Consider the following 22,685-nt stretch of genomic DNA (forward strand, 5'->3'; position numbering starts at 1 on the left):
TTTAAGCGCGGCGTGCGAAAGCGACAAGCGAAGGCGACGGCCGGCCGGCGCCTCAGTACCTGTAGTGGTCGGGTTTGAACGGACCCTCCGCCGGAACGTCGATATAGGTGGCCTGCTTTTCGTTGAGCCGGGTCAGGTGAACGCCGAGCTTGTCGAGATGGAGCGCGGCAACCCGTTCATCGAGATGCTTGGGCAGGATGTAGACCTTGCGGTCATAGTTTTCCGGCCGCGTCCACAACTCGATCTGCGCCAACACTTGGTTGGTGAATGACATGCTCATCACGAAGCTGGGATGGCCGGTCGCGTTGCCGAGATTCACCAAGCGGCCCTCCGACAGCAGGATCAGCCGCTTGCCGTCGGGGAATTCGATCTCATCGACCTGCGGCTTGACGTTGTGCCATTTGTAGTTCTTGAGCGCGGCGATTTGGATCTCGGAATCGAAATGGCCGATATTGCAGACGATGGCACGGTGCTTCATGGCCCGCATATGATCGATCGTGATGACGTCGATATTGCCGGTCGCGGTGACGAATATGTCGCCCAACAACGCCGCTTCCTCCATGGTCACGACCTCGAACCCTTCCATCGCCGCCTGCAGGGCGCAAATCGGGTCGATCTCGGTCACCAGAACCCGGCACCCGGCATTCTGCAGGGATTGCGACGAGCCCTTGCCGACCTCGCCGTATCCGCACACCACCGCGACCTTGCCCGACATCATGACGTCGGTGCCGCGGCGGATACCGTCGACCAACGATTCGCGGCAGCCGTAAAGGTTGTCGAACTTCGACTTGGTGACGCTGTCGTTGACGTTGATGGCGGCGAACCGCAACCGGCCGTCGCGTTCCATCTGGTAGAGGCGATGGACCCCGGTCGTCGTCTCCTCGGTCACGCCCTTTATGCTTTCGGCCAAGGCCCCGTACCAGCCGGGCGATTCGGCGATCCGCTTGGCGATGGTGGCATAGAGGACCTCCTCCTCCTCGTTCTGCGGATCGTTGAGAACGGATGGGTCGTGCTCCGCCATTGCACCGAGATGAACCAGCAGGGTCGCGTCGCCGCCATCGTCGAGGATCATGTTGGGGGTCTCGGCGGTGCCCCAATCGAAGATCCGGTGGGCGTAGTCCCAATACTCCTCGAGCGTCTCCCCCTTGACCGCGAACACCGGGGTGCCCCCGGCGGCGATGGCGGCCGCGGCATGGTCCTGGGTCGAATAGATATTGCAAGACGCCCAGCGCACGGTCGCGCCGAGCGCCTCCAGGGTCTCGATCAGCACCGCGGTCTGGATCGTCATATGGAGTGAGCCGGCGATGCGGGCGCCGGCCAAGGGCTGCGACGGGCCGAACTCCTCGCGCACCGCCATCAGGCCGGGCATCTCGGTTTCGGCGAGATCGATCTCCTTGCGGCCCCAATCGGCCAGGCCGATATCGGCGACGATGTAATCGGCGGTGTCAGTCATAGGGTTTCTCCCAGGGGAATTTCGTGCGCGGTGATAGCAGGCGCGACCGGCCGCCTCAAGCGCCAATCAGGATCGATTCAGGCCAATGCGTTGAAGTCGTCGAGGAGCGTCGCGATGCGGCCGTAATCCCACTGGTCCATGATCAGCCGTGCGCGCCGTGTCGCGGCATTCAGATCGAGGTTACGGATGCGCTGCTTGACCCGCGGCAGGGACTGGGCGGTCATCGACAGATCGCGGATACCGAGACCGAGGAGCAGAGCCGTATAGCGCGCGTCGCCGGCCATCTCACCACACAGACAAACCGGGATTCGGGCCCGCAGCGCGGCCTCGGTGGAGAACTGAATCAGACGCAGCACCGCCGGGTGCAGCGGATTGTAGAGATGGGCCACCTGATCGTCGCCGCGGTCGATTGCCAGCGTGTACATGGTCAGGTCGTTGGTGCCGATGGCGAAGAAATCCGCTTCGTGAGCGAGTGCATCGGCGGCGAGCGCGGCGCCCGGCACCTCGATCATCACGCCCAAGGGCGGCAGCGGATCGGCGAACTTGACGCGGCGGCGGTTGAGCCGCGCGGCCACCCGCTTCATGCGCTCGCGCACCTGTTTGAGCTCGCCCAGGTTGGAGATCATCGGCAGCAGGACACGGATCGGACCGTGGGCTCCGGCGCGCAGCATCGCCGCCAATTGGGCGTCGAGCAGGCGCTCGTCTTTCAGCGACAGCCGAATGGCCCGGAGCCCGAGCGCCGGGTTCACGCTTTCGCCGATATGCCCGCCCAGCGAATAGGCCAGCTTGTCGCCGCCGACGTCGAGGGTGCGCATGGTGATCTCGGGTCCTCCCATTCCGCCGACCACCTCCCGCAACGCTTGATACTGCTCCTCTTCGTCGGGCAGCGTGTCCCGGTTCATATAGAGGAACTCGGTGCGCAACAGACCGACGCCCTCGGCGCCCATGCGGACCGCGTTCTCCATTTCGCGCGGCAGCTCGACGTTGGCCTGCAAACGAATGGCAACATCGTCGAGGGTGATCGCCGGCAACGCGCCGAGCCGCGCCAGGTTGCGCTCCTCGCGGCGCCACGCCCGGCCGCGACTGGTATAGTCCGCCACGGTCTCGTCGCCCGGATCGACGATCACCACGCCGTCCGTACCGTCGACGATGACCGTGGCCCCGGGTTCGACCAGCCCGACCAGCCCGGGGACGCCGAGCACCGCCGGCAGACCTAGTGAACGCGCCATGATCGCGGTATGGCCTTCGACACCGCCGAGGATGGTGGCGAACCCGGCGATCCCGGCGGGGTCGAGGAGCGCGGTGTCGGCCGGCGTTAGTTCCTCGGCGATGATCACCGAACCTTCCGCCACCCGTGAAAATGCCTGGTAGGGCGTATCGGTGAGGTTGCGGATGAGCCGGTTGCCGACCTCGCGGATGTCGTCGATGCGGGCCGCGAGATAGGCATCTTCCATCGCCGCGAAGCCATGGGCGATCTCGGAAATCACCGCCTGCACCGCGGCTTCGGCGTTGAGCGCGTCACGGCTGATGCGCTCGGCCACGCCACGCGTCAGGCGCGAACCCGACAGCATCTGACCGTGGGCATCGAGAAGGAAACCCATCTCTTCGGCCGCCGCCGGTGGCAGGTCTTCGGTCTTCGTTCTGAGCCGATCGACCTGGCGGCGGGAGGTCACGACAGCGGCTTCGAACCTAGCCTGCTCGCCGGCAATGGCGGCTTTTGGAATACGGTATTCCGGCACGTCGGGGGCGCCGATTTCGCGGACATGGGTTCGGCCGATGGCGATACCGGCCGAGACACCGAGGCCGGTCAGGCGGCGCTCCTTCGCCGCCTTCTTGGCGCCGCCCTTGCGGCCCGGATGACGTTTCTCCTTAGCCTTCGCCAAAACGATCACTCACCATCTTCGCCAATGCGGCGACCGCCGCCGCCGCCTCGCGTCCGCGCGCCACGATTTCGATGGCGCACCCCGGTCCGGCCGCCAGCATCATCAGCCCCATGATCGATCCGCCCGAGACTTCGATGCCGCTGCGGATGACCGTGATCTCGGCGTCGAAAGTCTCGGCCAATTTGACGAATCGGGCGGCCGCACGGGCATGCAGACCGCGATCGTTGACGACTTCAACCGACCGCCGCACGGTGGCGATCGCCGGCTCTTGCGTGGCATCCATGGCGCGCCTACGAATCTTCCTGCAACAGGCTGGAGGCGATGTTGATGTATTTGCGGCCGGCTTCCTGGGCTTCGGCCGCCGCCTTCGCCAGATCTCCGGCCTCGCGGGCGCTGGCCAGCTTGATGAGCATTGGTAGATTGATGCCGGCGATGACCTCGACGTTCGCGTTTTCCATAACCGAGATTGCCAAGTTCGACGGCGTGCCGCCAAACATATCGGTAAGCAGCACGACACCGTCGCCGCCGTCGACCGTCTCGATACTGTCGAGGATGTCCTTGCGCCGTTTTTCCATATCGTCGTCGGGACCGATGCAAATTGCCGCGACCCGTTCCTGCGGCCCGACGACATGTTCGAGAGCGGCGATGAATTCTTCCGCTAGGCGGCCGTGGGTAACGAGGACCATTCCTATCATCGGCCAATCCCTTTCAAACTATCGATGGCTCAAGTCGCGGTGGCGCACGGTCACCGGGACACCGGTTTGACGCAAAGTCGCCGCCAGTCGTTCCGCGACATAGACCGACCTATGCCGTCCGCCGGTACATCCCGCCGCGATCGTCAGGTAGCTCTTCCCTTCCCGCTCATAACGCGGCAGCAGAGGCAACAACAACTCGGTCAAGTTGTCAAAAAAAGTTTTGAAGCCCGGCGACTCGGCAATGAACTCGGCGACCCGCTGATCGAGTCCGGTAAGCGGCCGCAAGGCGGAATCGTAGTACGGATTGTCGAGAAACCGCACGTCAAACACCAGATCGGCACCACGCGGCAGGCCCTTGCCATAAGAGAACGAGGTCACGATGACGTTGAGCCCGGGGGTGTAATCGCGTGCAAAACGGTGGGCCAGATCGCTCCGCAGGTCGGCAAGGCTGGAGGTCGTCGTATCGATGACCAGATCGGCTCGCTCACGCACCGCATTGAGCACGATTCGTTCGTCCCGGATCCCGTCGGCGAGCGGCCGGTCCATGGCCAGCGGATGGCGGCGACGGGTCTCGGTGAAGCGTCGGCCGAGCACTTCATCGTCACAGTCGATAAAGATCAGCATGACATCGAGGCCGGGGGTGTTCTTCAGGCGGTCGATCTCGCGGGTAAGCCGGGCGACGCCGAAATCGCGGGTCCGGATGTCAACCCCAATGGCCGCCGGGCGCGACAGCTCTTTTTCGCTGTGGACCAGGGTCTCAAGAAGAGTCAGCGGCAGATTGTCGACCGCTTCATAGCCTTGATCCTCGAGCGCGCGCAGGACCGAGCTTCTGCCGGCGCCCGACATGCCCGTTATCAGCAATACCGGGGTCGTCGCGGCCTCTTTGAGCGCCTCCGCCGCCATCGGCGTGTCATCCGTGGTCGTCATCGCCAGGCACTATACCACGCCCAATTGCCGCTGCCGCGAGCCTAAGCTTGGCCGGCGCCGACGGCTCGAACGGCGCCACCGCGAGCCGCGGCACGGACACGCCCGCGATCACTGCGCTGTCGGGCGACGGCAAACGATCGATCTGTTCCGGCGCCATCAAATCGCAAACCAGCGCGACCCGGACGGAGGCAACCGCCGGCATCCGCATGATGCCGAGACCACGCACCTCGATCCGGCCGGCCAGGGCTTTCGGCGCACTGGCCCGCAGGCCGTCATCCGCCGCCGCCAGGTCGACGCGATCATCGGCGACCAGGCGTCCACCACCGTCGATCAGGCGCAGCGCGAGGTCGCTCTTGCCGCTACCCGGGGCTCCGCGGAGCAGGAGTCCGATCGCCGCGACCTCGATGCATGTGCCGTGGATTTGGGCCACCGCCGTTCCTACCCGCGCCGGTCGCCGCCGGCTCAGACCGCCGGCATCAGCACGGTGAAGCACGCGCCGATGACGACGCCTTCGCGATGCCGGTTGACAGCCTCGATGGTTCCGCCATGGGCCTCGACGATCTGCCGCGAAATGCTGAGGCCGAGGCCCGAGTGAATGCCGAATTTCTCGCCCTCCGGGCGCTCGCTGTAGAAGCGCTCGAAAATGTCGTCCTCCTTTCCTTCGGGGATGCCCAGTCCGTCGTCGGCAATTTCGACGCGAACCTTGTCGCCGGAGCGGGCGGCGGAGACGACGATCTTGCCGTCGGGCGGAGAGAACGAGATCGCGTTTTCGATCAGGTTGCGGAACACCTGAACCATCTGCCCGTCCTGCGCCTCGACCACCAATGCGCCGGGATCGATGTCGAAGACGAGCTCGGGGCCGCTGTCGGCGGTCTCACTGTGGATGTTGGAAAGCGTTTTCAGCATCGACCCGACGTCGACCCGTTCTGACTGCACGCGTGACAGTTCGGCATCCAGGCGCGATGCATTGGAGATGTCCGTGATCAGCCGGTCGAGGCGTTGCACATCCTCGAGGATGATCGTCATCAGCCGCCGCTGCTGGTCCGGGTCCTTGACCCGGGCGGCGGTCTCGACGGCGCTCCGCAAGGAGGACAGCGGGTTCTTGATTTCGTGGGCGACATCGGCGGCGAAGCGTTCGATCGCATCCATCCGCCGCCACAGTGCCTCGGTCATCTCCCGCAACGCGCCCGACAGGTCGCCGACCTCGTCATCGCGGGAGGTGAAATCGGGGATCGTGACCTTGCGGCCGCGGACTCGTTTCATCCGTTCCGCCGCCGAGGCCAGCCGCCGGATCGGGTGGGCGATGGTGCCGGCGAGATAGATCGACAGGATCACGGTAATGGTGAGGGCGACGGCGAACACCTTGAGAATGTCGAGGCGGACCGCGCGCACCGTGCGCTCGATCTCACGGCTATCCATGGTCAGCATGAGGGCGCCCAGAACCCGCCGGTAGCGCTGCACCGGAACGGCAACGCTGAGCACGAGATGGTCTTCCGGATGACGCCGCACCTCGGCGGTGAAATCGCCCGATAGGGCGGATACCACCTCGTGATAGTCGCGGGCCAACGGCACCGGTGTTTCGATATAGAGCGGCGGCACCTCGTCGGGGCCGACCAGGGCCAACAACCGGCCATAGAGATCGACGAAGAACCGTCCTATGCCGTCGCCGCTTTCGGGCGGCGGCAACTCCTCGACGATTACGGCCCGGCTGGCGCCGGCCAGCTGCCGGCTGTCGGCGACCAGATTGCCGCCGGGATCGAACAGTCGCGCCCGAACCCGTCCCGACTCCGTCAGCCGCCGCACGAGCTGTTGCGCGATGACCTGGTCGAGCGCCCTTTGCACCCGGCGATCCTCGCTGAACGCACCTTCGGCTATGGCGCCCGCGATCAGTTCGCCCTGGGTTTTCAGGCCTTCGAGCGAGGTCTGCACCAGACTGCGCTGGTACTCGCCGAGATAGAGCAGCCCGGCGACCAGGATGGCCAGGGCGAGGATATTGACCGCGGTGATGCGGAGCGTGATCGGAGAAAGCCGCCGCCGCTTGCGGCGCGGTCCGGTCGTCCATTCGGCATCGGCCACCCGTTCGGTTCCCATATTCCGGGATCGGCCCGCCGCCGCATCGGGCTGTGACCGATCACCACCGTCGGGTGCCATGCCTGGGTCCTATTCTTCCTTGTAGCGGTAGCCGATCCCGTACAGCGTTTCGATGTGGCCGAAATCGACGTCGACAACTTTGAACTTCTTGCGCAACCGCTTGATGTGACTGTCGATCGTGCGGTCGTCGACATAGATGTGCTCGCCATAGGCGGCGTCCATCAGCTGGTCGCGGCTCTTGACCAGGCCGGGGCGCTTGGCCAGCGCCTGCAGAATGAGGAACTCGGTCACCGTGAGCGTCACCACATCACCCTTCCAGGTGCAGACGTGGCGCGCCGGATCGAGCACGAGCTCGCCCCGGACGATGGCGCTCTCGGCCTTGTCCGGACCTTCGCCGACCGGGTCCGAGCGGCGCAGCAGGGCGCGGATGCGCTCGATCAGCAGGCGCTGTGAGAACGGCTTGCGAATATAATCGTCGGCGCCCATGCGCAGACCGAGCACTTCGTCGACCTCTTCGTCCTTCGAGGTCAGGAAAATCACCGGCATGTTCGACTTGCGCCGCAGCCGGTTCAGCAATTCCATGCCGTCGAGACGCGGCATCTTGATGTCGAGAATGGCGAGGTCCGGCGGCCGCGCCGAAATCCCGTCGAGCGCCTCCGCGCCGTCCTTGTAGGTTCGAACCTTGAAGCCTTCGGCCTCCAGTGCCATGGTCACCGAGGTCAGGATATTCCGGTCGTCATCGACGAGCGCAATGGTCTTAGACATGGTTTGCCCTCTTCCCGGCCGCGCGCGTCACTCCGTCGCATCGACGGTCGAATTGGCCGCACGTTAGCCTAACATAATTTCGTCATAGATATGTCTAGAACCCAGTCATTACGAGGATTTATGGCTTTTTCCGGCGGGTCCGCTATCGCGCCGACCGGGCGCAAGGAGGACAATTGAAGCGGATATTGGACTGTTTTGTGGTGGTCGTTGCCATAATTCTGCCATGGGTGGCGGCGGCCGAGGGTCCCGAGATCATCGTCGAACGGCCATGGTCGCGGGCCTCGGTCTCGAAGACCGGCGCGGTCTACCTCACCATCGTCAACATCGGCAACGCCGCCGATACGCTGATTGGTGTTTCGTCCGCGGCCGCGAAGAAGGCCGAGGTGCATACCACGATCGACGACGGCGGCGTGATGAAGATGCGCCCGGTCGAGCGTATCGAAATCGCCCCCGGCGAACATATTATTCTGGAACCGGGCGGCAAACATATCATGCTGATCGGCCTGACCGGCGCGCTACAGGAAGGCGGCACGGTTCCGCTGGCGCTGATGTTCGAAAAGGCGGGACCGGTGGCGGCCACCGCGGCCGTCCATAAGGCTGGGGCGACCATGCCGGCCGGGATTCATGGGCACGGTGAGGAACATTTGCACGACGCAGGGCACATGAGCGACGATGGGCATATGCAGGATCACGAACATCAACACGGCCATGGCACCACCGAATGACGATCGCGGGGCCGGGCGGGAAGGCCCCGGTCCGGCGGAGATCGGCGCGCACATCCGGCGCCTTATGCGCGGCGCCGAGCGCGCTGCCCTGAGCACGGGTCTGGGCGACCGCGACGGCTGGCCTTACGGTTCCCTCGTGCTCACCGCGAGCGATGTCGACGGAGCGCCGATCCTGCTGATGTCCGCCCTCGCCGTCCATACCATCAATATCAAGACCGACGACCGCGTGTCGCTGCTGTTCGACGGCACCGCCGGCTTCGACGATCCGCTCGCCGGCCCGCGGGTGACGGTGCTGGGCCGCGCCATCGTCAGCGACCTCCCCCATCATCGCGCGCGATTCCTCGCCCGCCATCCGGGCGCCCGGGAATACGCCGATTTCGGCGATTTCGCCTTCTACCGGGTGGACCCGGTGCGCGCCCACAGCGTCGCCGGGTTCGGACACATCCACTGGCTTTCCGAGGAAGATCTGGCGTTCGATGTTGCGGGCTGCGGCAACTTGATCGACGCCGAGGCAGAGATCGTCGACCACATGAACGCCGACCATAGCGACGCCATTGGCCTCTATGCCATGGAATTGCTGGGCCGCGACGGCAGTGGGTGGATCATGACCGGGATCGATCCCGAGGGCTGCGACCTGCGCTGCGGCGGTAACGTCGCGCGGCTAAACTTCGAGGAACCGATATTCGGGCCCGACGATGCCCGCCGCGCGCTCGCGGCGCTGGCCGCACGGGCGCGCGAAAGCCGAGACTCGGCGCCCATTCCAGACTAGAATGCATCAAATTCGGAATTGAGGCCAAAGCCGGTTGCCGGTGCCGATTGGCCCGTATAAGGTGCCGCGTTTTTTGCGCGCGAAATCCGGTCGAATCGTACAGCCAGGGAGGCGAGGGTGCCGCAGGTCGGACCTGTCATCAGCAAATTCGGATTGGACACTTGCGGAGTATCCGATTACCGGACCGCGTATTGGAATCTGACGACACCATTGCTCTATGAGCAGGCGATCCGGCGCGACGAAGGCCATATCGCGGCCGGTGGCGCCTTCGTCGCGTTGACCGGCCAACACACCGGTCGCGCGCCCAAGGACAAGTTCCTCGTCGACGAGCCGTCGAGCCGCGACGACATCTGGTGGGGCGACATCAACCGGCCGATCACGGAAGAGAAATTCGACGCCTTGCTGGCGCTGGTTCTGTCCTATTACGGCGATCGCGACCTGTTCGTGCGCGATTGTTTCGCCGGCGCCGATGCCGATTACCGGCTGCGCGTGCGCGTGGTCACCGTCGAGGCGTGGCACAACATGTTCGCGCGCAATATGTTCCTGCAGCCGCCGGCCGCCGAACTGGCCGAATTCGAGCCCGATTTCACCATCCTGCAAGCACCGAAACTGCAGGCCGATCCGGCGCTGCACGGCACCGATTCGGGGGTCTTCATCGTCGTCCATTTCGCGCGCCGCATGGTCCTGATCGGCGGCAGCGGCTATGCCGGGGAGATCAAGAAGTCGGTCTTCGGGTTGCTCAATTATCTGCTGCCCGAACGCGGCGTACTGCCGATGCATTGTTCGGCCAACATCGGCCGGGGCGGTGACACGGCCATCTTCTTCGGCCTATCCGGCACCGGCAAGACGACGCTTTCGGCCGACGGCACACGAAAACTGATCGGCGACGACGAACATGGCTGGTCGGAGAACGGCATCTTCAACTTCGAGGGCGGATGCTACGCCAAGGTGATCCGGCTGAGCCCCGACGCCGAGCCCGAGATTCACGCCACCACCGGGCGATTCGGCACCATCCTCGAGAACGTCGTCATGGATCCGATAAACGGCGTGCTCGATTTCGACGACGCCTCGCACACCGAAAACACGCGTGCGTCCTACCCCATCGACTATATTCCCGACATCGCCGAGGACGGCCGCGGCGGACACCCCGAGAACATCGTCATGCTGACCGCCGACGCCTTCGGCGTCCTGCCGCCGATATCGCGGCTGACCGCCGCGCAGGCGATGTATCACTTCCTGTCCGGCTACACCGCCCGCGTCGCCGGCACTGAGAAGGGTCTCGGCAGCGAGCCCCAGGCGACCTTTTCGACCTGTTTCGGCGCGCCGTTTATGCCGCGTCATCCGTCGGTCTATGCCCGGTTGCTGGGCGAGAAGATCCAACGCCACGGCGCCCGCTGCTGGCTCGTCAATACCGGCTGGTCGGGCGGCAGCTTCGGCGTTGGCGAGCGCATGAAAATTGCCCACACCCGGGCCATGGTGCGGGCCGCGCTGGACGGGCAGCTCACCGAAGTGGCGACGACGCCGCATCCCGATTTCGGCTTGGCGATGCCCGATTCGTGCCCCGAGGTGCCGGGCGAGGTGCTCAACCCCAAGAACACCTGGGCCGACAAGTCAGCCTACGATACGACGGCGCGCGAGTTGACCAAACGGTTCGAGACCAACTTCAAGCAGTTCGAGCCCTATGTCGATGACGGCGTCAAGGCGGCCGGCATTCACGCCGCGGCCTGAGCGGTCCAACCCCTAACCGGCCAGCAGGCGGCTGCGCTCCTCGAACTCTTCCTTGTCGATTTCGCCGCGCGCGAAGCGTTCGCGCAGGGTCGTCATGGCGGCGTCGTGGCCGCCGGCGCCTTGCCCCGCGATCCCGAGCCAGCGCAGGATCAGGATGACGACGCCGATGATCACCGCCAGGAACAGGATCATCATCAACGGGCCGAAGACCCAGCCGAAACCGCCGCCCCACATATGTTCGCGATAATAGGGGCCGCTCTGCTGGGCCCAGGCCGCGGCTGTGGCGAGCAATACGGTTGTGGTCGCCGACGCCGATGCCCAACCCGCATTCACGTATGCTGATCTCATGGCAAATCTCCCTACGGCCCGCCACCCGAGACGGACCGGCGCATGAACAAAGTTGCCTATATTTTCCAACAATCGGCGCGCGCCCTCGTTGACATGGGTCAACCGCTGCCAACACACTGAGTAACCAATCGAATCTGGGCGGCCGCGGGGGCCTGGCCGTCCCCCAAAGGAACGCGCACGGTGGTGAGGAGGAAGCGATGAGTGACGTCGTTGTCTATGGGTTTCCGCAGAGCACATATGTCCGTACAACGCGAATCTGCCTGCAGGAAAAGGGCGTCGCCTATACGATCGAGAGCGTGGATCTGAGCGCCGACGACTACCCAACCCTGCACCCCTTCCGCAAGGTTCCGGCGTTTCGCCATGACGATTTCCACCTCTACGAAACGGCGGCCATCGCCCGATACGTCGATATGGCCTTCGACGGCCCGGCGCTGACGCCCGCCGATGCGCGGGGGTGGCGCGCATGGCGCAATGGATCAGCGCGATCAACGACTACGTCTATCCGGCCATGATCCGGCGCTGCGTTCTCGAGCGGTTCGCACCGGTGATCAGGGGGCGCGACCCGGACGAGGCGACGATCGCGGCGGCGCTGCCCGACATCGAATACCAGCTCGGCGTGTTCGACGCCGCGCTCGGCGGCAGCCCGATGCTGGTCGGCGATGCGCCGTCGGTCGCCGACTACTTCCTTGCCCCGATCCTGTTCTACATGTCGATCACGCCGGATTCGGCGGGCCTTGTCGAGGCGCGGCCCAACGTCGTCCGCTGGCACGCGGCGATGCAATCCCGCGCCAGCTACCAGGACACGATTCCCGAACTGCCGACCTAGCAGCCCGATCCGGGTCTCGCTCCGCCCACTTGCCGATCGGCTCAATGCGCCTCGGCCCAGTTGTCGCCGACGCCGGCATCGACGACCAGCGGCACGGAGAGCTCGACCGCGGGTAGCGCCGCCCCTTCCATCACCTGCTTCATCGCCGTGATCGTCGCCTCGACCTCGTCGGCGGCGACCTCGAACAGCAATTCGTCGTGGACCTGGAGCAGCATGCTGGCGCCGAGCCCGACTTCGTCGAGCGCGCCGGGCACCCGGATCATCGCCCGCTTGATGATGTCGGCGGCGCCGCCCTGCAGCGGGGCGTTGATCGCCGCGCGCTCCGAAAAGCCGCGCCGCGCCGGGTTCTTGTCGCGGATGCCGGTGATGTGGATGCGGCGCCCGAACGGCGTCTCGACATAGCCGTGCTCGCGGCAGAACACCTTCATCGCGTCCATGTAATCGCGGATGCCGGGGTAGCGTTCGAAATACATCTTGATATAGGCCGCCGCCTCGTCCTGGGGGATGCCGAGATTGTTGGCCAGGCCGTAGGCGCTGATGCCGTAGATGATGCCGAAATTGATCGCCTTGGCGTTGCGCCGGACCATCGGGTCCATGCCCTCGATCGGCAGGCCGAAGATCTCGCTGGCGGTCATGGCGTGGATGTCGAGCCCGGCATGGAAGGCGTCCTTGAGCGACGCCACATCGGCGACATGGGCCAGCAGGCGCAGCTCGATCTGCGAATAGTCGAGCGAGACCAGCTTGTTGCCCTCGGCGGCGACGAACGCCTCGCGGATCTTGCGCCCGGCTTCCGTCCGCACCGGAATGTTCTGCAGGTTGGGGTCGGTCGACGACAGCCGGCCGGTCGAGGCGATGGCCATGCCGTAGGAGGTGTGGACGCGGCCGGTGTCGGGGTTGATGTAGCGCACCAGCGCGTCGGTATACGTGCTCTTGAGCTTGGCCAGTTGGCGGTGATCGAGAATCCGCGCCGGCAAGTCGTGGCCCTGGGCGGCGAGGCCTTCGAGCACGTCGGCGCCGGTGCCGTAGGCGCCGGTCTTGGTCTTGCGGCCGCCGGAAATGCCCATGCGGTCGAACAGGATCTCACCGAGCTGTTTCGGCGAGCCGATGTTGAACTCGCCGTCGGCGAGCTTGTAGATTTCCTTCTCGAGGACGCCGAGACGCTTGGTGAAATCCTTGCTCAGCTTTTCGAGGACCTTACGGTCGACCAGGATGCCGGCGCATTCCATCGCCACCAAGACGTCGATCAGCGGCCGTTCGATGCGCTCATAGACCGCGGTCTTGTGCGCGGTCGCGAGCCGCGGCTTGAGCACCTGGTGGAGGCGGAGCGTGATGTCGGCGTCCTCGGCCGCGTAATCGCAGGCCTTGTCGAGCGGCACGTGATCGAAGGTGACCTGGTCCTTGCCGCTGCCCGCGACTTCCTTGAACTTGATCGTGCGGTGGCCGAGATGGAGCTCGGCGAGTTCATCGAGGCCGTGGCCGTGCATCCCCGCCTCCAACACATAGGACAACACCATCGTGTCGTCGACCGGCGTCACCGGCACGTCGTAGCGGTGCAATAGCTGCATGTCGTATTTCAGATTGTGCCCGACCTTGAGGATCGACGGGTCCGCGAGCAGCGGCCGCAGCAGACCGAGCACGGTGTCGAGGGCGATTTGGGGCGGCCGTTCGGTCTCCGACGCCGGGCCGTCGCCAAGGTCGAGGTTGCCCTGGACGCCGCCGCCCTTGTGGCCCACCGGGATGTAGCAGGCCTCGCCCGGGACCACCGCCATCGAGATGCCGACCAGCTCCGCCTGCATGGCATCGAGCGACGTCGTTTCCGTGTCGACACCGACGATCCCGGCCGCGTATGCGCGATCGATCCACCGCGTGAGCGCGTCCTCGGTCTGGACCAACTCATAGCTCGCATCGCCGGCCGGTGCGCCCGCCGCCGTGCCGCCGGTCGCCTCGACGCCGAGTTCGCTCTCGAGCCGGGCGATGATCGACTTGAAGGCCTGCTCCTCGAGGAACGGCATGAGGAGCTCCGGGTCGAGCGCGCGCTTGGCGAAATCGTCCAAGGTCTCCGCGACCGGGACGTCGTCCCGCAGGCGCACCAACTCCCGCGACATGCGCGCCTGGTCGGCGAACTCGATCAGGTTCTGGCGCCGTTTCGGCTGCTTGATCTCTTCGGCCCGGTCGAGCAACGTATCGAGGTCGTCATATTCGCCGATTAGCTGCGCCGCGGTCTTGACCCCGATGCCCGGCACCCCCGGCACATTGTCCGTCGAATCGCCGGCGAGCGCCTGGACATCGACGACCTTTTCGGGACCGACGCCGAATTTCTCCACCACTTCGTCGGGGCCGATGGCACGGTTGTTGATTGGGTCCATCATGTTGACCCGGCCGTCGACCAGTTGCATCAGGTCCTTGTCCGACGACACGATGGTGACATCGGAGCCAAGGGCGGCCGCCTGGCGGGCATAGGTCGCGATCAAATCGTCGGCCTCGAAGCCTTCCATTTCGACGCAGGGCAGGTTCATCGCCCGGGTGGCATCGCGGATCAGGTCGAATTGCGGAATCAGGTCTTCCGGCGGCGCTTCCCGGTTGGCCTTGTAGTCGGGATAGATGTCGTTGCGGAAATTCTTGCGCGCATGATCGAAGATGACCGCGATGTGGTCGACCTCGGCATCCTTGAGCAGCTTCAGCAGCATGTTGATGAAGCCGTAGACCGCGCCCACCGGCGTCCCGTCGGGCCGGTTCATCGGTGTCTTCAACGCATAGTAGGCACGGAAGATATAACCCGACCCGTCGACCAGGAAGAGGTGCTTGAGCGGCGACTTCTGAGTGGCGGTCACGGGCGTCTCGGCGGCAGTCATCGACGGCCTCAGATTGCCGGATGGAAGGCCGCGAGTCGAGCGACCAGAAACCGCGTGCGGTGCGGTCGGCGGATCAACTGGTCAGCGGCCGGCGGTCGCTCAGAATACCGTCGAGACAGGACTGCACCGTCGGCGGCACCCCGCCATCGACCCGCGACGGTCGCGCCTCGACATATTCGACGTAGTGACGCCTGCCGTTTTCGTAGAGGAACAGGTCGAGGATGCAGGCCTGATCGACGTATTGCCAGATTTGCGCCGGGCCGTCGCGCCGCAGCAGGCCGGGCGTGCCGAGCAGGCGGTTGAGGTTGTCGCTGTCCATGCCCTGCAGCCGGTCCGCGGCGAAGCTCTGCGGCACCGAGGTGATCCGCGGCGCCGCGCTCGTCGGTTCGGGCGCGGTCGCGGTTTTGGCGGCGCAGCCAGCGACCAGGAAAAGACTGCAAGCGAGCCCAATCAGGCGGCCGGCTGGTGCGCGGAGCGATTTCGTCATCGGGTTCCGGAGTTTTGAAAGAGGTGGACCAGAAAGGCGGTGGCGATGATGGGCATGATCAGGTTGAGGACCGGGATTGTCATCAGGAAGGCGATCACGAGCCCGGCGGTGAACCAGCGCAGACGACCGCGCCGCCGCATCTCGATCGCCGATTTTTCGTCGAGGCGGCGCAACGCCACCAGCTCGAAGTACTCGCGGCCGAGAAGATAACCGTTGAGGGTATAGAAGACCACTATGTTGACCACCGGGATGAGGTACAGCGGCAGCACGATCAGGTTGGCGAAGACGAGCACGCCGGCGAACTTGGCCGTGGTGCGGATTATCTCTCCCCAGCCCTGCTCGCGCGGCGGCGGCAGGTCGGGGTAGTCCCGTGCCTCGACCGCCTTGGCGACGCCTTCCAGCAGCACGCCGCTGACCAGCCCGACGACGCCGGGAAACAGCAGCCATGACAGCACCAGGACGGCGACCCCGCCGAGAACGTCGATCGCGGTATCGAGCCACGGGATCGCGGTGATCGCCGACTGGGTCAGGAGAAGCGTGACCAGAACCCAGAGCAAGACGAGGATGGCGATGGCGCCGCCCACGCTATACCAAATGAAGCGGCGGAGACCGCGGTCGCCGAGATTGTCGAAGGCGCGGAAGAGCGCGGTGATCATGTCTTCTGGCCCCCCGTCGGTGCTGCGGCGGCAGGGCCGGAAACGCCCGCCGGCGGCGTGATCGGGCTGGGAATGACGGCCTTCATCATGGGACCTGTTCTGGGTGGACGTGCATCGGTCATCATGTTTAGTCGGCTGTCCGGCGCCGAACAAGGGCCGCGCTTGCCCGCGCCCGGTCGGCGGCTATACTGCGCCGCGCAATCCAGCCCAAAGGAGCTAAATTTTGGCGCCAGCCCCGACCCATGATGTCCTCGGCATCGGCAATGCGATCGTCGACGTCATCGGCCAGACCGACGACGCGTTCCTGTCGTCTTACGGCCTCGTCAAAGGCGCGATGACCCTGGTCGATGCGGCGGGCGCAAAGCGGCTCTACGATGCCATGGGGCCGGCGACGGAGATGTCCGGCGGGTCGGCCGCCAACACCATCGCCGGGCTCGCCTCCCTGGGCGGCCGCGGTGCCTTCATCGGCAAGATTAGCGACGATCAACTGGGCGGCATTTTCCGCCACGACATCACCTCGGTGGGCATCGATTTCGCGACGCCGCCGGCCGCCGCCGACGGCACGCCGACGGGCATGTGCCTGGTCTATGTCACGCCGGACGGCGAACGCACGATGCAAACCTTCCTCGGCGTCTGCGGCGAGCTCGGCCCCGAGGATATCGACGGCGCCCAGGTCGCCGCCGCTTCGGTCACCTATCTCGAGGGCTATTTGTGGGATCCGCCGGACGCCCGCGAAGCCTTTTTCACGGCCGCCACGGCGGCCCACGAAGCCGGCCGGCGGGTCGCGTTGACGCTCTCCGATCCCTTCGTCGTCGATCGTCACCGCACGGGCCTCCGCGAATTCACCGAAAACCATGTCGACATCCTGTTCGCCAACGAAGCCGAGATCACATCGCTTTATGAGGTCGAGAGTTTCGACAGCGCGCTCCAGCACGTGCGCGGTCATTGCGAAATCGCGGCGCTGACCCGCAGCGCCAAGGGCTCGGTGATCGTTTCCGGCGACGAAGTCCACATCGTCGACGCCGAGCCGGTCGCCGCGGTGATCGACACCACCGGCGCCGGTGATCTCTATGCCGCCGGGTTTCTGCACGGCCTGACCCAGGAGCGGCCGCTCGCCGGCTGTGCACGGATCGGCAGCATCGCGGCGGCCGAGATCATCTCCCATATCGGCGCCCGTCCGCAGCGCGGGCTGGCGGAACTGGTGGCCGAAAAACTTGGCTGAGCGGGGCATGGCGACGGGCGCGGCGCCGGCGCGGAGCTGGCGGGCGGCGTTTCTCGTCTACCTCCATCCGCGCGTCGTCGGCATGCTGTTCCTCGGCTTCTCCGCCGGCCTGCCGTTCCTTCTTGTCTTCACCACGCTGCAGTTCTGGCTCGCCGAATCGGGTTACGACCCGGCCACCATCGCGTTCTTCTCGTGGATCGGCCTGACCTATTCGATCAAATTCTTCTGGGCCCCGGTGGTCGACCGCACGCCGCTGCCGGTTCTGACCCGGCGCCTGGGGCGGCGACGCAGCTGGATGCTGCTCGCCATGGTGGGTATCGCTCTCGGCCTCTGCGGGATGGCGCTGACCGATCCGCGCACCGATCTCACCGCGATCGCGCTGTTCGCCCTGCTCGTCGCCTTTTCCTCCGCGACCCAGGATGTCGCCCTCGATGCCTATCGCATCGAGGCGGTCGAACGCACGCTGCAGGGGGCCATGGCCGCGACCTACCAGCTCGGCTACCGGATCGCGATCCTGGTCGCCGGGGCGGGCGCCCTCTACGTCGCCGAGTTCGGCTCGTGGGCCGTCGCCTATCTGACCATGGCCGCCTGCACCCTGGTCGGCATCGTCACCGTGCTGATCGTCCGCGAACCCGACCATGTCCGCGATGCCGACGCCTGGGCCCGCGAGGAGCGGGTCGTCGCCTTCCTCGCCCGCAACGCTGCCATGCCGGCGCGCTGGCGGGCGATCTCGGCGTGGTTCATCGGCGCCGTCGTCTGCCCCTTCGTCGACTTCTTCACCCGCAAGGAGGCGTTGGCGGTGGTCATCCTGATCTTCATCGGATTGTTCCGCATCAGCGATATCACGATGGGCTCGATGGCGACCAAGTTTTACTACGACCTCGGCTTCACCAAGACCGACGTTGCCAACGTGGCCAAGGTTTTCGGGCTCGCGATGACGATCTTCGGCGCCTTCGTCGGCGGCACCCTGGTGGTCCGCTTCGGTATCATGCGGCCGCTGGTTCTCGCCGCCGTGCTGATCGCCGCGACCAACCTGCTGTTCGCGCTGCTAGCGCTGGCCGGCGACAACATCTGGATGCTGACGGTCGTAATCAGCGCCGACAACGTCACCGGCGGGCTCGCCGGTTCGGTCTTCATCGCCTATCTGTCGAGCCTGACCAGCGCCAACTACACCGCCACCCAATACGCCCTGTTCAGCTCGCTGATGACGCTGCCGGGCAAGCTCATCGGCGGCTTCTCGGGTCTCGTCGCCGAAGGCCTGGGCGTGCAGGTGGCCGCCGACGGCAGCGTGCTCAATCCCGACGCCTATGCCTACTTCTTCGTCTATGTCGCGGTGATCGGGGTGCCCTCGGTGCTACTCGCGCTTTATCTGGCCCGGGTCTCCCGCCGCGCGGCACCCGCATGACGGGACCCGGCGGCAGCGATCGAAGGAAGGGATGGCGCCGCCCCCGGTGACCGGCGTACCATTGTTGAACCGGCCCATCGAATCGGGCATGAACGGGGGTACAACCGACATCCGCAGGGGAGTACAAGAACATGCTCATCGGCGTTCCCAAAGAGATCAAGAAGCAGGAAAACCGTGTCGGCCTGACGCCGGCGAGCGTTCGCGAATTGAACGAACACGGGCACAAGATCCTGGTCGAGACAACGGCCGGCGAAGGAATCGGGTTCACCGACGCCGATTACCGCGCCGTCGGGGCCAAGATTTCCAAGACCGCTACCGAGGTTTTCGCCAAGGCCGAGATGGTGGTCAAGGTCAAGGAACCGCAGCCGAGCGAGATCCGGATGCTGCGCGCGGGACAGGTGTTGTTCACCTACCTGCACCTCGCCCCCGACCCGCGTCAGACCAAGGGGTTGGTCAAGTCGGGTTGTATCGCGATCGCCTATGAAACCGTGACCGGACCGGGCGGCAAGGGATTGCCGCTGCTGTCACCGATGAGCGAGGTGGCGGGGCGGATGTCGATCCAGGCCGGCGCCCATTGCCTGGAGAAACAACAGGGCGGGTCCGGCATGCTGCTCGGCGGCGTGCCCGGGGTCGCGGCGGCGAAAGTGGTCATTCTCGGCGGCGGCGTTGCCGGCACCAACGCGGCGCGCATGGCGATGGGCCTCGAGGCCCATGTCACGGTCGTCGACATCAGCTTGCAGCAGCTCTATGCGCTCGATCTCCAATTCGGGCCGATGCTCAACACCATTTACGCGACCCGCGATTCGATCGAGCAGCACGTCCTCGGCGCCGATCTGGTGGTCGGCGCGGTGCTGGTTCCGGGCGCGGCGGCGCCGAGGCTGGTCACCCGCGACATCGTGCGGCGGATGAAGAAGGGATCGGTCCTGGTCGACATCTCGATCGATCAGGGTGGCTGCTTCGAGACCAGCCGGGCGACGACCCACGCCGACCCGACCTACCTGGTCGACGACGTCGTCCACTATTGCGTCGCCAACATGCCGGGTGCCGTCGCCCGCACGTCGTCGATCGCCCTCAACAACGCAACGCTGCCGTTCGCCTTGGCGCTCGCCGACAAGGGCTACCGCCGCGCCTTGGCCGAGGACCACAACCTGATGCGCGGCCTCAACGTCCATAAGGGCCTCGTCACCTACCCGGCCGTGGCCCAGGCGCTGGGCTACGATTTCGTCCACCCCGAGGAGGCCATCGCGGCATGAATCTCGACCACATCGCGACCGGCGAGAACCCGCCCACGGACCTCAATGTCATCATCGAGATCCCGCTCGGCGGCAACCCGGTCAAGTACGAGGTCGACAAAAGATCGGGCGCCATGTACGTCGACCGCTTTCTCCACACGGCGATGTTCTATCCGTCGAATTACGGCTTCCTGCCGCACACGTTGTCGGATGACGGCGATCCTTGCGACGTGATGGTGGTCAGCACGGTTCCGGTGGTCCCCGGTGCGGTCATTCGCTCGCGCCCGATCGGCGTGCTGATGATGGAGGACGAAGCAGGGATGGATGAAAAGATCCTCGCCGTGCCGGTCGACAAGCTCCACCCGTTCTATTCCAATGTCGCCTCCTACCGCCAGCTGCCGCCGATCCTGATCGAGCAGATCGGCCACTTCTTCGAACACTACAAGGACCTCGAGAAAGGCAAGTGGGCCAAGGTCGTGCGCTGGGGCGAAACCGAGGAGGCCTGCCGGCTCATACTGGAAGCGATCGAACGGGCCAACGGCGAAGGCTGAATCCGGTCCGTGATGCGTTGCAAGGCGAAAGGGAGATGACGGCCGACCCGCGGATCACCATCGTCGAAGGCGATATCACGACGCAGGAGGTCGATGCGATCGTCAATGCCGCCAACGAGAGCCTGCTCGGCGGCGGCGGCGACGGCGCCATCCATCGCGCGGCCGGCTCGGACCTGCTCGAAGAATGCGGCGCGATCGGCGGCTGCCCGACCGGTCAGGCACGAATCACCGCGGGCTACCGTTTGCCGGCCCGTCACGTCATCCACACGGTGGGGCCGGTATGGCGCGGCGGCGGCCACGACGAGGACGCGCTGCTCGCCGCGTGTTACCGAGAGAGCCTGCGGCTGGCACAGGAACACGGTCTGCGCCGCATCGCTTTTCCCGGTATCAGCACCGGAATCTACGGCTTTCCCGCCGAGCGGGCGGCGCGGATCGCGATCGCCACGATCACCGCGGAACTCGCGGACGACGCCACGCTAACGGAAGTGCGGCTGGTCTGCTTCGGTGACCAGGCACGGCGGATCGCAGTGGCCGCCCAGGGCGCGCATGGTCTCGATTAAATTCCGAACGACGGTGGGCAGTCAGGCCGCTTCGAGGTCGAGAGCGTAGCCTGCGGAGCGGACCGTGCGGATGGGGTCGGGCGCCTGCTGGTCGTTGAGCGCCCGGCGCAATCGACGGATATGGACATCGACCGTGCGCGGCTCGATATAGGCGTCGCGGCCCCACACCGCATCGAGCAGCTGCTCGCGCGAGAACACCCGGCCCGGGTGTTCGAGGAAATGGCGCAGCAGACGGAATTCGGTCGGGCCGAGGTGGACGCGGCGGCCGCCGCGGATGACGCGGTGAGATCCATCTCGATGTCCTCGAAGCTCAGCATGTCGGCGGCCAGCGCCGGCCGCGACCGGCGCAGCACCGCGCGAATGCGGGCGACCAACTCTTCCGGCGAGAACGGCTTGGTTACATAGTCGTCGGCGCCGCTGTCGAGACCGCGCACGCGGTCGCCCTCCTCGCCCCGCGCGGTCAGCATGATGACCGGGATGTTCCGGGTTTCGGGCCGGCGCCGCAAACGGCGACAGACCTCGATGCCCGAGACCACGGGCAGCATCCAATCGAGCACGATAAGGTCGGGCAGTTCCTCGGCCACGACCATCAAGGCTTCCTCGCCGTCGACCGCCTCGGCGACGCGGAACCCGGCCTTTTCCAGATTGTAGCGCAGCAGGGTGACCAACGAGGCTTCGTCCTCGACCACTAGAATCAGTGGAGTCATTCGCTGTCGCCCTCCAGCTTCTGGACGATCAAATTGTCGTTTTCGCCGGCTTCGACGTAGGCGCCGTCTTCGCGGATCGTGTGGCAGACCGCCTTGTACTGGTTCTTGTCCGATTTCTTCAGCGCGGCGATTGACCCGAAGGTCTTGCAGCCGCCCTCCATCGCCAACTCGACGAAGGCATCGCGGGTGCCCGAGGTCGGCGGCGGGCCGAGGACCTCGATCTTGTGCGCCGGCAGGGCCGGGTCGATCTCGCCCCACGTCTTGTAGGGATTGGGGGCCAGGTTGCCGTCGGCGTCGGGAACATCCTTGGCCAGAGCCTGCCACAGCTGCTGGAGGGTGACGGTCATCTGCGGCGTCGACTTGGCGTTGGCCAGCACGATGCCGTCAAAGCCGATCTTCACTTCGGTGATATCGGTGACGCCGTTCTTGGCGCAGGATTCGATCTCGGAGTCCTTGATCTTACGCGAAGCGTTGGTCATGTCCGGGTGCTGCGTGCCGACGCCGGAGCAAAACAGCTTCAGGCCGCCGCCCGATCCCGTGCTCTCGACGACCGGAGTCTTGAACCCGCTGGTCCGGCCGAACCGCTCGGCGACCGCGGTCGAGAAGGGAAATACCGTCGACGAACCGACGATTCGGATCTGGTCGCGCGCCTCGGTGGCGCCGGCGGCCAGGATAACGCTCGCCATGGCGGCGAAAAGCATGGTTTTCTTCAACACGTCGAGTCCTCCTGCGCGGGAACGGGGAATATCCGGCCGCCCGGCGGCCGTCCGGCGAGCCGCACCCTAATCGTTCCGCGCTTTAGA

At 65.5% G+C, this 22,685-nt stretch carries 23 protein-coding genes and 1 pseudogene; 10 read left to right on the forward strand and 14 right to left on the reverse strand.

What is annotated here, in order from left to right; all coding sequences use genetic code 11:
* Nucleotides 1-52: 52 nt before the first annotated feature.
* From GY791_18535 to GY791_18570, 8 genes are all read right to left on the reverse strand, one after another.
* Entirely contained in the window at nt 53-1,453 is a 1,401-nt protein-coding gene (locus GY791_18535; GenBank protein MCP4330425.1) for an adenosylhomocysteinase, read from the reverse strand.
* Nucleotides 1,454-1,530: 77 nt separating this feature from the next.
* Nucleotides 1,531-3,336, reverse strand: a complete 1,806-nt coding sequence (gene ptsP / locus GY791_18540; GenBank protein MCP4330426.1) for a phosphoenolpyruvate--protein phosphotransferase — start codon at nt 3,334-3,336, stop codon at nt 1,531-1,533.
* Entirely contained in the window at nt 3,323-3,619 is a 297-nt protein-coding gene (locus GY791_18545) for an HPr family phosphocarrier protein (GenBank protein MCP4330427.1), read from the reverse strand. The genes ptsP and GY791_18545 overlap by 14 nt, the downstream gene beginning before the upstream one ends.
* A 7-nt stretch (nt 3,620-3,626) precedes the next feature.
* A complete protein-coding gene (locus GY791_18550) occupies nt 3,627-4,031 on the reverse strand; it encodes a PTS sugar transporter subunit IIA (GenBank protein ID MCP4330428.1) in 405 nt (134 codons plus the stop codon).
* A gap of 18 nt (nt 4,032-4,049) precedes the next feature.
* Nucleotides 4,050-4,958, reverse strand: a complete 909-nt coding sequence (gene rapZ / locus GY791_18555) for an RNase adapter RapZ (GenBank protein MCP4330429.1) — start codon at nt 4,956-4,958, stop codon at nt 4,050-4,052.
* Nucleotides 4,942-5,388 (reverse strand): hypothetical protein, encoded by a 447-nt coding sequence (locus tag GY791_18560; protein MCP4330430.1) that lies wholly within the window; start codon nt 5,386-5,388, stop codon nt 4,942-4,944. Before GY791_18560 ends, rapZ begins: the two co-directional genes overlap by 17 nt.
* Before the next feature lie 32 nt (nt 5,389-5,420).
* Nucleotides 5,421-7,049, reverse strand: coding sequence for a HAMP domain-containing protein (locus GY791_18565; GenBank protein ID MCP4330431.1), 1,629 nt, complete (start codon nt 7,047-7,049; stop codon nt 5,421-5,423).
* A 69-nt stretch (nt 7,050-7,118) separates the two neighbouring features.
* Nucleotides 7,119-7,814: a response regulator transcription factor gene (locus GY791_18570; protein MCP4330432.1), complete on the reverse strand. Its 696-nt coding sequence runs from the start codon at nt 7,812-7,814 to the stop codon at nt 7,119-7,121.
* A 173-nt stretch (nt 7,815-7,987) separates the two neighbouring features.
* Between GY791_18570 and GY791_18575 the strand changes: the two genes are divergently transcribed.
* The 3 genes from GY791_18575 to GY791_18585 all read left to right on the forward strand — a co-directional run bounded on the left by GY791_18575 (nt 7,988) and on the right by GY791_18585 (nt 11,036).
* A complete protein-coding gene (locus GY791_18575) occupies nt 7,988-8,539 on the forward strand; it encodes a copper chaperone PCu(A)C (GenBank protein MCP4330433.1) in 552 nt (183 codons plus the stop codon).
* 64 nt (nt 8,540-8,603) lie between these two features.
* Nucleotides 8,604-9,308: a DUF2470 domain-containing protein gene (locus GY791_18580; protein MCP4330434.1), complete on the forward strand. Its 705-nt coding sequence runs from the start codon at nt 8,604-8,606 to the stop codon at nt 9,306-9,308.
* Between the two features lie 117 nt (nt 9,309-9,425).
* Nucleotides 9,426-11,036, forward strand: coding sequence for a phosphoenolpyruvate carboxykinase (locus GY791_18585; protein MCP4330435.1), 1,611 nt, complete (start codon nt 9,426-9,428; stop codon nt 11,034-11,036).
* Between the two features lie 12 nt (nt 11,037-11,048).
* Here GY791_18585 and GY791_18590 read toward each other — a convergent pair whose 3' ends face one another.
* The gene (locus GY791_18590) at nt 11,049-11,270 is read right to left on the reverse strand and encodes a hypothetical protein (protein ID MCP4330436.1); all 222 of its coding nucleotides are present in this window, start codon (nt 11,268-11,270) and stop codon (nt 11,049-11,051) included.
* Between the two features lie 311 nt (nt 11,271-11,581).
* On the opposite strand from GY791_18590, the gene GY791_18595 reads away from it, so the two are divergent.
* Nucleotides 11,582-11,896 (forward strand): hypothetical protein, encoded by a 315-nt coding sequence (locus GY791_18595; protein ID MCP4330437.1) that lies wholly within the window; start codon nt 11,582-11,584, stop codon nt 11,894-11,896.
* Nucleotides 11,848-12,210 carry a glutathione S-transferase domain-containing protein gene (locus GY791_18600; protein ID MCP4330438.1) on the forward strand — a complete coding sequence of 121 codons (363 nt, stop codon included), beginning with the start codon at nt 11,848-11,850 and terminating at the stop codon, nt 12,208-12,210. Before GY791_18595 ends, GY791_18600 begins: the two co-directional genes overlap by 49 nt.
* A gap of 41 nt (nt 12,211-12,251) precedes the next feature.
* Here GY791_18600 and polA read toward each other — a convergent pair whose 3' ends face one another.
* The 3 genes from polA to GY791_18615 form a co-directional block, all read right to left on the reverse strand.
* Nucleotides 12,252-15,062: a DNA polymerase I gene (gene polA / locus GY791_18605; GenBank protein MCP4330439.1), complete on the reverse strand. Its 2,811-nt coding sequence runs from the start codon at nt 15,060-15,062 to the stop codon at nt 12,252-12,254.
* 73 nt (nt 15,063-15,135) lie between these two features.
* A complete protein-coding gene (locus GY791_18610; GenBank protein ID MCP4330440.1) occupies nt 15,136-15,549 on the reverse strand; it encodes a hypothetical protein in 414 nt (137 codons plus the stop codon).
* On the reverse strand, nt 15,546-16,205 hold the full coding sequence (locus tag GY791_18615) for a hypothetical protein (GenBank protein ID MCP4330441.1): 660 nt from the start codon (nt 16,203-16,205) through the stop codon (nt 15,546-15,548). Before GY791_18615 ends, GY791_18610 begins: the two co-directional genes overlap by 4 nt.
* Nucleotides 16,206-16,428: 223 nt before the next feature.
* Between GY791_18615 and GY791_18620 the strand changes: the two genes are divergently transcribed.
* From GY791_18620 to GY791_18640, 5 genes are all read left to right on the forward strand, one after another.
* Entirely contained in the window at nt 16,429-17,427 is a 999-nt protein-coding gene (locus GY791_18620; protein ID MCP4330442.1) for an adenosine kinase, read from the forward strand.
* A gap of 7 nt (nt 17,428-17,434) precedes the next feature.
* Nucleotides 17,435-18,832, forward strand: coding sequence for an AmpG family muropeptide MFS transporter (locus GY791_18625; protein ID MCP4330443.1), 1,398 nt, complete (start codon nt 17,435-17,437; stop codon nt 18,830-18,832).
* Between the two features lie 131 nt (nt 18,833-18,963).
* A complete protein-coding gene (ald, locus tag GY791_18630) occupies nt 18,964-20,085 on the forward strand; it encodes an alanine dehydrogenase (protein MCP4330444.1) in 1,122 nt (373 codons plus the stop codon).
* A complete protein-coding gene (gene ppa, locus GY791_18635; protein MCP4330445.1) occupies nt 20,082-20,615 on the forward strand; it encodes an inorganic diphosphatase in 534 nt (177 codons plus the stop codon). The genes ald and ppa overlap by 4 nt, the downstream gene beginning before the upstream one ends.
* A 35-nt stretch (nt 20,616-20,650) precedes the next feature.
* Entirely contained in the window at nt 20,651-21,175 is a 525-nt protein-coding gene (locus GY791_18640) for an O-acetyl-ADP-ribose deacetylase (protein ID MCP4330446.1), read from the forward strand.
* Nucleotides 21,176-21,196: 21 nt separating this feature from the next.
* Here GY791_18640 and phoB read toward each other — a convergent pair.
* Nucleotides 21,197-21,882 (reverse strand): annotated as a pseudogene (gene phoB / locus GY791_18645) (phosphate regulon transcriptional regulatory protein PhoB).
* On the reverse strand, nt 21,879-22,583 hold the full coding sequence (locus GY791_18650; protein ID MCP4330447.1) for a hypothetical protein: 705 nt from the start codon (nt 22,581-22,583) through the stop codon (nt 21,879-21,881). The pseudogene phoB and the gene GY791_18650 overlap by 4 nt, the downstream one beginning before the upstream one ends.
* Nucleotides 22,584-22,685 lie beyond the last annotated feature (102 nt).

It is taken from the genome of Alphaproteobacteria bacterium, from assembly GCA_024244705.1.
Classification (GTDB): Bacteria; Pseudomonadota; Alphaproteobacteria; order JAAEOK01; family JAAEOK01; genus JAAEOK01.